A 9961-nucleotide genomic window follows, 5' to 3' on the forward strand; every position below is an offset into this window, starting at 1 on the left:
TCGCGGCCCTTTCGCGACACAAGGCCGCTCCCACAGGCCGGTGTTCAGCTTCAGCCCAGCGCAGTGTCGAGAAACATCATCACCGCAAACCCACCCATCAACCCCGGGTAATGGAGCTGGGAGCATCGCTGGGCAGCTAGGTCGAGCCGGCGCTGGAAGCCCTGAAGGTCGCCGTACACATCTGAAGCCTGGCATAGGCTTTGTGGGAGCCTTGTGTCGCGATGGGCTGCGCAGCAGCCCCAATGGCCTTGAAAACAAAAAGCCCCCGTGCTTTTCAGCGCGGGGGCTTTTCGTAGAATGTGGCGGTGAAGAAGGGATTTGAACCCTTGATACGATTTCTCGTATACACACTTTCCAGGCGTGCTCCTTCGACCACTCGGACACTTCACCGTTTCTCTTCAAGCCTTGCGGCCTGTCGAGGTGCGCTAATTTAGTGAAAGACTTTCCCTTTGGCAAGCATTTTTTTCAATTTTTTCATGTATTTGCACTTGGGCTGCCATGAGCACTGACCGACCAGTCAGCCTTGCTGCTTTACCTCGCCCCTGGCGCTGGGTAACGTCGTCGCCACGCCAACAAAAGGACTCTGCCATGAGCGAGCTGATTACCTACCACGCCGAAGACGGCATCGCCACCCTTACCCTGAACAACGGCAAGGTCAATGCCATCTCGCCGGACGTCATCACTGCCTTCAATGCAGCGCTGGACCGCGCTACCGAGGAGCGTGCAGTAGTGATCATCACCGGGCAGCCGGGCATTCTGTCAGGCGGTTACGACCTCAAGGTGATGACCCGCGGCCCCAAGGACGCCATCAGCCTGGTCACCGCCGGTTCCACCCTCGCCCGCCGGCTGCTGTCGCACCCGTTCCCGGTGGTAGTCGCCTGCCCCGGCAATGCCGTGGCCAAGGGCGCCTTCCTGCTGCTGTCGGCCGACTACCGCATTGGCGTCGATGGGCCATACAAGGTATGCCTGAACGAAGTGCAAATCGGCATGACCATGCACCACGCCGGCATTGAACTGGCCCGCGACCGCCTGCGCCGCTCGGCCTTCCACCGCTCGGTGATCAATGCCGAAGTATTTGACCCGCAGGGTGCCGTGGATGCCGGCTTCCTCGACAAGGTGGTACCGGCCGAGCAGTTGCAGGAAGCGGCAATGACTGCAGCACGAGAGCTGAAGAAGCTGAACATGCTGGCGCACAAGAACACCAAGCTGAAAGTGCGCAAAGGGCTGCTGGAGGCGCTGGACAAGGCGATCGAGCTGGATCAGCAGCATATGGGCTAACCGCACGGGCCCTTTTCGCGGGTTTGCCCGCGAAAGGGGCGGAACAGGCCTGCACCAAGGTTTGCCCCAACCAGTGCACACCCGTACACTGCCCGCGACCGTCTGGTGTGAGCCGTACCATGCTTTATTCATTGCGTATGTTCCTGCTGGGGCTGCATTTTCTTGCCGTTGGCGCCGTGGGCCTGATCATCGGTCTGTGCCGCCCCTTCAACCCTGACAACAGCCGCGTTTTCGCCCGGCTCTACAGCTTGCCGGCCACCTGGCTGATGCGCATCAAGGTCAAGGCCGAAGTCGGCCCATTGTGGGACCACCCACCCGGGTGTGTGATCGTGGCCAACCACCAGTCCAACTTCGACCTGTTCGTGCTGGGCCAAGTGGTGCCGCAACGCACCGTCGCCATCGGCAAGAAGAGCCTGGGCTGGATCCCGCTGTTCGGCCAATTGTTCTGGCTGGGCGGCAACGTGCTGGTCGACCGCAAGAATGCCTATCAGGCACGCAGGGCCATACAGAAGACCACCCGGGTTCTGCAGGACGACACCTCGATCTGGATTTTCCCCGAAGGCACCCGCAATCCCGGCGAGCATTTGCTGGCGTTCAAGAAAGGCGCGTTTCACATGGCCATCGAGGCCGGTGTGCCGATCGTGCCGGTCTGCGTCAGCCGCTATGCCAGGCGCCTGAGCCTGAACAGCTGGCGCCAGCGCACGGTGATTGTGCGCTCGCTGCCGCCCATTGCCACGACGGGCATGACACTGCAGGACCTGCCAACACTGATCGAGCAATGCCGGGTGCAAATGCAGCAGTGCATTGACCGCATGGAAAAAGAACTGGCCTGATCCGGGGTTGCTCTGGAGCCGGGTACAGCCCAAGCTGTATCCGTGTTCAATCGAATAAGCGGACAACCATGGGTCGAGTCGTGGCATCGGCGGTGTACAGCGCCGGCAGAAAGGTCACCAACATCAGCATCGACGAAGGCAGCGAGTGGGCGCGCAAGCCGGGGCATTTTGTGTGGATCGGCCTGGAAGAGCCCAATGCCGAGGAGCTGGCCAACCTGCAGTCGCAGTTCAACCTGCACGAACTGGCCATCGAAGATGCCCTGGAAAAACACAGCCGGCCCAAGCTGGAAACCTTCGGTGACGCGTTGTTCATCGTCACTTATTCGCCAGTGCGCCACGAAGGCAAACTGGAATTCATCGAGACCCATATCTTCGCGGGCAACGGCTACATCATCACCTGCCGCAACGGCCACTCCAAATCCTACGCCATGGTTCGCCAGCGCTGCGAGGCTCGGCCCCTGCTGCTGGAACATGGCGAAGACTTCGTGCTGTACGCCCTGCTCGACTTCGTCACCGAGAACTACCAACCGGTCAGCGAGGCCATTCATGGCGAGATCGAAGCGCTGGAGGAAAGCGTACTGGGCGGCTCGCTGCGGGAAGACGACATCCGCCGCCTGCACAGCCTGCGCCGTGACATCCTGCGCCTGCGCCGCTACGTGGCACCCCTGGTTGAAGTGAGCGAAGAACTGCAGCGCCTGAGCTTCCCGTTCATCGACAAGAACATGCGCCCGTACTTTCGTGATGTGCAAATTCACGTGACACGGCAGATGGAAGACTTGGCCGGCATACGCGACATTGCCAGCCAGACGATCGAGATCGGCATGCTGCTGGAATCGTCACGGCAAAGCATCGTGCAGCGCAAATTCGCGGCCTGGGCGGCGATTCTGGCATTCCCTACGGCCATTGCCGGGGTTTACGGGATGAACTTCCAGAACATGCCGGAGCTGAGCTGGCACTACGGTTACTTCGCGGTACTGGGGGTGATTGCGACGGGGTGTGCCGGGTTGTATGCCAGCTTCAAGAAATCGGGTTGGCTTTGATGGCCTCTTCGCGGGCGCGNTTCAGCATTGTGCGCAACCTGTGGGAGCGGGCGTGCCCGCGAAGGGTTGCCACCGATTAAGCGGCGCTGTCGCTGGCCTTTGATGGCTGCTGGATGAACCGCAACATCCACTCCCCTACCAAATCACCCTGGTGCTCGGTGGCCAGGCTGGCAACGGCCTTGTGGTACACCTCGTCACCCAGGTATTCCTGGCGCGCATCGAGCAGTGCTCGGGAGTAGTCATGCACGAATTCCGGGTGGCCCTGGAAGCACAGCACCTGGTCGCGAATGTGGTACGCCGCATTCGGGCAGAAATCGCTGGAGGCAATCACCGTAGCGCCTTCCGGCAGTTCGGTCACCTGGTCCTGGTGACTGATCAGCAAGGTCAGCTCCGACACCTCCGGGTCCATCCAGGGCGCATGCGCCGCCAACGAGTAGCGATGAATACCCACGCCCCAGCCTTGCTCAGCCCGCTCGGCCTTGCCACCCAGGGTCAAGGCCAGCAACTGGTGGCCAAAACACACGCCCAGCAGCTTTTCACCGCGCTCGTACAGCTTGAGCAGGTAGGCCTTTAGCGTCTGGATCCACGGGTCGGTACCGAACGAATCGGCCTTGCTGCCCGTCACAAGGTAGGCATCGAACTTTTCACTGTCGGCGGGATAGTCGCCGTGCATCACGTTGTACACACAAAATTCGGCGGCAATCGGCTGACGCGAGAAGAGCTGCTCGAACATCCTGCCGTAGCCCTGATATTGCGCCGTCAACTCCGGTCGCAGGACATCGGTTTCAAGGATGCAGATGCGTAACGACATAGGGGTAGTCCTGAACGACATGGGTGGGAATCTGCTGTAGAGACTGCCGCGAAAGGCACGTACAAGCAAGTAGGCTGCACTGACGAACGGTCACATTTCGTCGGCGCCTGCCGAGTGCTTGCGCCACTGTCTAGATAGAGCGTGTCAGCTAGATAGCACTTAGCCTCATAGCCAGAGGAATGGTTTTAGTGCACGGTTAGAACAAAGGGTTCTCAAATATGGATAACGCACACCCTACTGTTGAAGGTATATCCACTTTCAAGCGGCAAGCAGTCCGGCGCCATTCAACGCCACTGCGATCGACCCGAAGCGCGACAAGGAAGCCAACGGGTATTCAGGAATAACAACAAGAAGGCGGTCCGCCATGTTCAGACAATCGAAAATTCGCCAAGCTGGGCTCATTTTATTTGCCACCACGTTGCTGTTGATCTTGCCGAACCTGACACGTTTGTTTGGCTGACTGCGGCGGTGGCGCCAACGGGCAACGCACAGGTAACCTGCTGGCCTTGATGGTCGGAGATCGCCTATGCGCCACTGCCTTGCCCTGCTAGCGTTGCTCCTGAGCCTGCCATTGTCGGCGGCGCAACTGCACCTTGAACTGGGCGCGACACCGCGCCAGTGGAGCAGCGCCGAACTGCTTGGCCACCCTGAGGCCCAGGACATCAGCATCGAACAGGACGTATCCTACAAACGCCCCATGCACTATCGGGCGGTGCCACTGGTCACGCTGCTGAAAGGCGTGACTGCCAGCGATCACCTGCAGGCCGTGGCGCTGGATGGCTTTGCCGCCGAAATGCCCGCTGCGCCCTTGCTGCAGCAAGGGCCGGCACGGGCCTGGCTGGCCGTGGAAGACCCCGACACGCCGTGGCCGTCACTGGGTCCAGGCAAGCCAAGTGCTGGGCCGTTCTACCTGGTGTGGACTGCGCCGCAGGCCAGCGGCATCCGCCCTGAACAGTGGCCATTCCAGATCGCCACCCTTCGCAAGCTGGCCCCGGTGGAACAGCGGTTTCCTGCGCTGCTACCCGACCCGACGCTGCCGGCCGACAGCCCGGTGCGCCAGGGCTTTGCCCTGTTCCAGCAGAATTGCCTGGTGTGCCACCGGTTGAACGGTGCGGGGGATGGGCAGGTGGGGCCGGACTTGAATGTGCCGTATAACCCGACCGAGTATTTCCAGCCGGTTTATTTACGCAAGTTGATACGCGACCCGCAAAGCCTGCGGCGGTGGCCGCAGGCGAAGATGCCGGGGTTTGCGGAGAGTGTGTTGAGTGAACAGGAACTGGATGCGCTGCTGGCCTATTTGGGGCACATGGCAGCGCGTAAGCCTTGAGGGCCTCTTCGCGGGTAAACCCGCGCCTACACGGTGGTGGACACACACCGGGGGGTGAACACAGACCGTCGTAGGAGCGGGTTTACCCGCGAAAGGGCCGGTCCTGCTGGCTAATATCCCTGGCCGTTCATCGTTGCCGCCGCCACCGTATTCGCGGGTTAACCCGCTCCTACAACGGCAGGGGGTGTCCACCCTCCATCAATGTGTAGGCGCGGGTTAACCCGCGAACGGGCCAACACAAAACTGTCAGGCCGTGAGCCGTTCGTGCTTGACGCCCCACCCTTCCACCTCACCCCCATACGGTGTCACCAACTGCTCGAAGGCCTCTTCAAAGTCGCCAATCCCGCCATGGGTGGCGTACATGACCTTGCTCAGTTCCAGGTGCCAGGCACCGTCGCCCAGCTCCTTCACCTGGGCATTGAGCGATTCTCCGCGAAACTGCCCGGCTGCACGACGGGCCCCTGCTTCGTCCGGGAATACGGCATAGAACTCGATGGGGTGGATCTGGGTGAAGTCGAAACCGCCTGCTTTCATCTGGCGCAGGACGTTGCTGCTGATATCGTCGTTCTGGCTGCTCATGAATCGTCCTCCTGAATAAAGCAATGGATAGACTTTCCGTGCACTACGCACCTGCCGGCAAAGGCCGTGCAGTTCGAGCTGATGCAAGACGCGAATTGTAGCGGCGCCAACCCGCAGAACAGGCAGGCCCTTCTCCAGCGTAGTGCCTGCCAAGGCACCACGCAAACGTGTGGTTCAGGCGACTTCGTGAATGCTGGTGATGGTCACACCGCTATGCTCTTTGAGCCAGCGTGCGGTCGGGGAGATGATACGGTCCTGGAAGTCGTTGAGGTCCAGCTCGTCCATCACCGGAAACAGGTGTGAGCGGATGGCCCGCGCAACGTCTTCCTCGCTGGGGCAATGCTCGGCATGCATCAGCAATGTGGACGGTTCGCCCTTCTGGTCGGCAAAAATGACTTCCCACTCTTTCATTGAACGGACCCTCTCAGTCAACGAACACCAGGTGTGTGATGCCTGAATAACTGACCTTGGGGCGGGGATAATGTTCAGTCCGGGAAATTGTGCGGGCCCATTCGCGAGCTTGCCCGCTCGCACAGGGCCAGCACAAGGTTCTAACCCTTGTCGTACCTGTGGGAGCGGGCAAGCCCGCGAATGGGCCGCAACGCGGCCCCGGTTTACTTCGGTGTGCCGTGCACCACGCCAGCGGTGTTATCCAGCAGGCTCTTGGTCGCCGTCTGGATATACGCTTCCAGCTTCTTGAGCATTTCCGGCTGGTCCGGGCTTTCGATCAGTTCGGCCTTGAACTCGCTGCCCAACTGGTAGCGGTACATCCGCGGGCTCATGTCCTTGGACTCGATCAGGATACGGTCACCCTGTACCAACCCGACAATCTGCTCGCTGCCCGACGGCTTGATCATGCCCACGCCCTGGTCACCCTCGGGCAGGTTGAGCAGGTCACGCCCCCAGCACTGGTGGCGAGCCTTGCCACCCAGGCGGCCCATGATGGTCGGCACGATATCGACCTGGGTACCCACGGTGTGGTTCACCGCACCGAACTTCTCCTGAATGCCCGGGGCAATCAGCAGCAGCGGCACGTTGAAGCGGCCCAGGTCCAGCTCGGTAACCTGCTGGTGGTTGCCAAAGCCATGGTCACCGACGATGACGAACAGGGTGTCCTTGAAGTAAGGCTCTTTACGCGCCTTCTCGAAGAACTGGCCCAGCGCCCAGTCCGAATAACGCATGGCGGTCAGGTGCTCGTCCAGACGGCCCTGGCCGGTCACTTTCTCTACCGGCAAATCCTTCGGCAGGGCATACGGCGTGTGGTTGGACAGCGTCTGCAGCAGCGCGTAGATCGGCTTCTTGCCATCGTGCTTGGCCAGCTCTTCGTTGCCGCGGTCGAACATGTCCTGGTCGGACACACCCCAGGTCGGGTCGGAGAACACCGGGTTGACGAAGTCATTACGGCCGATGAAGGTGGTCATCCCCTGGTTGCCGAAGAACCCGGACTGGTTGTCCCAGGCAAAGTCGCCGTTGTAGACGTACACGTCGTCGTAGTCACGGGCGCTGAGCAGCGCCGGCAGGCCCGACAGCTTATGGCCGCCTTCCGGGGTCTGCATCAGGTATTCGAAACCTGGCAGGTTGGGGAAGCAGGCCATGGTGGCGAACATGCCCTGGTGGGTGTGGGTGCCGTTGGAGAAGAAGCGGTCGAACAGCAGGCCTTCTTTGGCCAGCTTGTCGAAGTACGGGGTGATGTTGTTGGGGCTGCCAAGCGCGCCTACCGAGTGGCCGGCGAAGCTTTCCATCAGGATCACCACCACGTTCTTGATCGGCAGGGTACGGTCAGCCGGCGGCACAAAGTCGCGGCGGATAGCGGCTTCGTCGGCGTCGACCAGCGTGTCGTGGGCGGTCAGCAGTTGCTCACGCACACTTTGCGTGGCCACGTCCTGCTGCAGGACTGGCTTCCAGATGTTGGCACGGTCCTCGCCAAAGCGGCTCTTGGCGGCGTCGATCAGGGTCAGGGTGCCGTTCAGGCCCAGCTGGTTGACGAAGTTGGAGTCCGTGGTAAAGGCATCACCCCAGCGCATCGGCGGGCCCTGGCGCAGGGTGCCACGGGCAGCGACCACGGCCACCAGCAGGATCACCATGAATACCGCCAGGCGCTTGTACCACGGGGCAACGCGGTACAGGCCTTGGGCACGGGTGGCGCGATCGATACCTTTGAACAGCAGGCTCAGCAGCCAGGTCCCGAAGGCCCAGGCCAGCAGGTAGCGGACCACCGGGAAACCGTACCAGAGCATGCTCATGACGGTTTTCGGGTCTTCCTTGATGTATTGGAAAACCAGGCCGTTGAGGCGCTGGTGGAACTCGCGGTAGAAGTCCATTTCCATCAGGCCGAGGAACATCACCATGCTCGAAGCGAGGGTCAGCCAGAAACGGAACACGCCACGCCGGGCCATGGCCCAGGGGCTGAGGATGGCCAGCAGCAGCGGAATACTGATGTAAACCACCACCCGCAGGTCGAAGCGCAAGCCGTTGAGGAAGCCTTCGGCGACCGTCGAATAAGGGGTATCGCCGACCATGTCGTTGTTGTAGGCCAGCAGCGCCAGGCGCACGATGCTGAGCATCAGCATGATCACCAGGCCGCTGAGCAGCGTATAGGCCAGGTGGGATTTCAAGGTCGGCGAAAATGACGTTCGCGCGCCCTGTTGCTTCAAGGCGTCCGTGTTAGCCATGAATGGGAAGGTCCTAGGATTGCGGTTTGCGAAGAGGCGATGGCGCTAGGCCAACGCAGCATTATGCGGGTGCGGATTCTGTTTAAACCAATGTGAAAATTTTGTCACGGCCCTATTACTGGCTATGTCAGTAACGCGCCTAGAGCCGCACATTCCCCCGCGGCCCGGCAATCGCCCAGATCACCAGCCCCACCACCGGCAGCAAGGCGATCAACAAGATCCACAACACCTTGATGCCCACCTCGCTGCCACTCTTGATCACGTTGAGAATGGCCCAGATATCCAGCGCCAGAATGATCAGCCCGACCAGGCTGTTGAAGGTAGATCCCATGTCTGAATTCCTGTCCAGAGGCTTTGCTGCACAGCATAGTCAGCTATCGCAGCAATAGAAGGGAATCCTTGGCGGATGTCGCAGGTCCCTCGGTAGACTGACTGCATTCACTGATTCGAGGTTCGCATGCCGCCCACTCACAGCCAAAGCGCCGCCCCCTCTTCACTGCTGCAGGCCTGGCGCCAGCAGGTTACCGATACCCCCTGGCTCAGCGCGGGCCTGGGGCTGAGCCTGCTGGCGGTGTGCGTGCTGCTGGCCGCCAGCCTCTGGAACGCGGTGAACGGCGACCATGCCGACAACCTGCACCTGGCCATGCTGGGCGGGTTGTCCGGCTTTGGCGCCACCGCACTGGGCGCCGTGCTGGCAGTGGTGCTGCGCGATGTCAACGCGCGCACCCAGGACGTGATGCTGGGCTTTGCTGCCGGCATGATGCTGGCCGCCAGCTCGTTTTCGCTGATTTTGCCGGGCCTGGAGGCTGCCCGCGAGATCACGGGCAACGGCCCGGCCGCTGCGTTTACCGTGGTGCTGGGCATGGGCCTGGGTGTGCTGCTGATGCTGGGCCTGGACCGCTTCACCCCGCATGAACACGAAAGCACCGGCCCGTGCGGCCCCGAAGCCGAGCGCATCAGCCGGGTGTGGCTGTTTGTGCTGGCGATTACCCTGCACAACCTGCCTGAAGGCATGGCGATTGGCGTGAGCTTTGCCAATGGCGACATGAACATCGGCCTGCCACTGACCAGTGCCATCGCCATTCAGGACATCCCCGAGGGGCTGGCCGTGGCGCTGGCCTTGCGCGCCACGGGGCTTTCCAACCTGAAGGCCGCGTTGGTGGCGATAGGGTCGGGCCTGATGGAGCCGCTAGGGGCGGTGATCGGGCTGGGGATTTCTACCGGCTTTGCCCTCGCCTACCCGATCAGCATGGGGCTGGCGGCGGGGGCGATGATCTTTGTGGTCAGCCACGAGGTGATCCCCGAAACCCACCGCAACGGGCACCAGACAGCGGCGACCCTGGGGTTGATGGGTGGGTTTGCGGTGATGATGTTTCTCGACACTGCGCTGGGCTGAAGCTGAACACCGGCCTGTGGGAGCG

Annotated in this window: 10 protein-coding genes and 1 tRNA gene; 5 read left to right on the forward strand and 6 right to left on the reverse strand. The window is 61.3% G+C overall.

The genetic code is table 11. The features are described 5' to 3' along the window. Positions 1 to 300: 300 nt before the first annotated feature. Positions 301 to 390: transfer RNA gene (locus ACTJJN_RS25815), tRNA-Ser, on the reverse strand. Positions 391 to 588: 198 nt separating this feature from the next. Here ACTJJN_RS25815 and ACTJJN_RS25820 point away from each other — a divergent pair. The 3 genes from ACTJJN_RS25820 (at position 589) to ACTJJN_RS25830 (ending at position 3151) form a co-directional block, all read left to right on the forward strand. Next, positions 589 to 1278, forward strand: coding sequence for a crotonase/enoyl-CoA hydratase family protein (locus tag ACTJJN_RS25820; protein ID WP_003252834.1), 690 nt, complete (start codon positions 589 to 591; stop codon positions 1276 to 1278). A 119-nt stretch (positions 1279 to 1397) separates the two neighbouring features. After that, the gene (locus tag ACTJJN_RS25825) at positions 1398 to 2111 is read left to right on the forward strand and encodes a lysophospholipid acyltransferase family protein (RefSeq protein ID WP_014754121.1); all 714 of its coding nucleotides are present in this window, start codon (positions 1398 to 1400) and stop codon (positions 2109 to 2111) included. A 68-nt stretch (positions 2112 to 2179) separates the two neighbouring features. Continuing rightward, positions 2180 to 3151: a magnesium and cobalt transport protein CorA gene (locus ACTJJN_RS25830; RefSeq protein WP_010952874.1), complete on the forward strand. Its 972-nt coding sequence runs from the start codon at positions 2180 to 2182 to the stop codon at positions 3149 to 3151. A 76-nt stretch (positions 3152 to 3227) separates the two neighbouring features. Here ACTJJN_RS25830 and ACTJJN_RS25835 read toward each other — a convergent pair whose 3' ends face one another. Then, the gene (locus ACTJJN_RS25835; RefSeq protein ID WP_003252828.1) at positions 3228 to 3962 is read right to left on the reverse strand and encodes an amidotransferase; all 735 of its coding nucleotides are present in this window, start codon (positions 3960 to 3962) and stop codon (positions 3228 to 3230) included. Between the two features lie 526 nt (positions 3963 to 4488). Between ACTJJN_RS25835 and ACTJJN_RS25840 the strand changes: the two genes are divergently transcribed. After that, complete coding sequence (locus ACTJJN_RS25840; protein WP_221100884.1) at positions 4489 to 5289, forward strand: cytochrome c; 801 nt, start codon at positions 4489 to 4491, stop codon at positions 5287 to 5289. 246 nt (positions 5290 to 5535) lie between these two features. Here the strand turns inward: ACTJJN_RS25840 and ACTJJN_RS25845 are convergent, their stop codons facing one another. From ACTJJN_RS25845 to ACTJJN_RS25860, 4 genes are all read right to left on the reverse strand, one after another. Next, entirely contained in the window at positions 5536 to 5868 is a 333-nt protein-coding gene (locus ACTJJN_RS25845) for a ribonuclease E inhibitor RraB (protein ID WP_003252824.1), read from the reverse strand. Between the two features lie 174 nt (positions 5869 to 6042). After that, entirely contained in the window at positions 6043 to 6279 is a 237-nt protein-coding gene (locus ACTJJN_RS25850) for a hypothetical protein (RefSeq protein ID WP_392492724.1), read from the reverse strand. 203 nt (positions 6280 to 6482) lie between these two features. After that, positions 6483 to 8540 carry an LTA synthase family protein gene (locus ACTJJN_RS25855; RefSeq protein WP_440781737.1) on the reverse strand — a complete coding sequence of 686 codons (2058 nt, stop codon included), beginning with the start codon at positions 8538 to 8540 and terminating at the stop codon, positions 6483 to 6485. Between the two features lie 139 nt (positions 8541 to 8679). After that, a complete protein-coding gene (locus ACTJJN_RS25860; protein ID WP_003252818.1) occupies positions 8680 to 8871 on the reverse strand; it encodes a PLDc N-terminal domain-containing protein in 192 nt (63 codons plus the stop codon). Between the two features lie 126 nt (positions 8872 to 8997). Between ACTJJN_RS25860 and ACTJJN_RS25865 the strand changes: the two genes are divergently transcribed. Beyond that, positions 8998 to 9936: a ZIP family metal transporter gene (locus ACTJJN_RS25865; protein ID WP_003252816.1), complete on the forward strand. Its 939-nt coding sequence runs from the start codon at positions 8998 to 9000 to the stop codon at positions 9934 to 9936. Positions 9937 to 9961 lie beyond the last annotated feature (25 nt).

It is taken from the genome of Pseudomonas sp. 22515 (genome assembly GCF_052044625.1).
In the GTDB taxonomy this organism is placed as follows: domain Bacteria; phylum Pseudomonadota; class Gammaproteobacteria; order Pseudomonadales; family Pseudomonadaceae; genus Aquipseudomonas; species Aquipseudomonas alloputida.

What these genes read in the sequence shown, in the direction of transcription:
- ACTJJN_RS25865 (WP_003252816.1), top strand. Translation starts at nt 8,998, where the DNA reads ATGCCGCCCACTCACAGCCAAAGCGCCGCCCCCTCTTCACTGCTGCAG.
- ACTJJN_RS25830 (WP_010952874.1), top strand. Translation starts at nt 2,180, where the DNA reads ATGGGTCGAGTCGTGGCATCGGCGGTGTACAGCGCCGGCAGAAAGGTC.
- ACTJJN_RS25835 (WP_003252828.1), bottom strand. Translation starts at nt 3,962, where the DNA reads ATGTCGTTACGCATCTGCATCCTTGAAACCGATGTCCTGCGACCGGAG.
- ACTJJN_RS25850 (WP_392492724.1), bottom strand. Translation starts at nt 6,279, where the DNA reads ATGAAAGAGTGGGAAGTCATTTTTGCCGACCAGAAGGGCGAACCGTCC.
- ACTJJN_RS25840 (WP_221100884.1), top strand. Translation starts at nt 4,489, where the DNA reads ATGCGCCACTGCCTTGCCCTGCTAGCGTTGCTCCTGAGCCTGCCATTG.
- ACTJJN_RS25820 (WP_003252834.1), top strand. Translation starts at nt 589, where the DNA reads ATGAGCGAGCTGATTACCTACCACGCCGAAGACGGCATCGCCACCCTT.
- ACTJJN_RS25855 (WP_440781737.1), bottom strand. Translation starts at nt 8,540, where the DNA reads ATGGCTAACACGGACGCCTTGAAGCAACAGGGCGCGCGAACGTCATTT.
- ACTJJN_RS25845 (WP_003252824.1), bottom strand. Translation starts at nt 5,868, where the DNA reads ATGAGCAGCCAGAACGACGATATCAGCAGCAACGTCCTGCGCCAGATG.
- ACTJJN_RS25860 (WP_003252818.1), bottom strand. Translation starts at nt 8,871, where the DNA reads ATGGGATCTACCTTCAACAGCCTGGTCGGGCTGATCATTCTGGCGCTG.
- ACTJJN_RS25825 (WP_014754121.1), top strand. Translation starts at nt 1,398, where the DNA reads ATGCTTTATTCATTGCGTATGTTCCTGCTGGGGCTGCATTTTCTTGCC.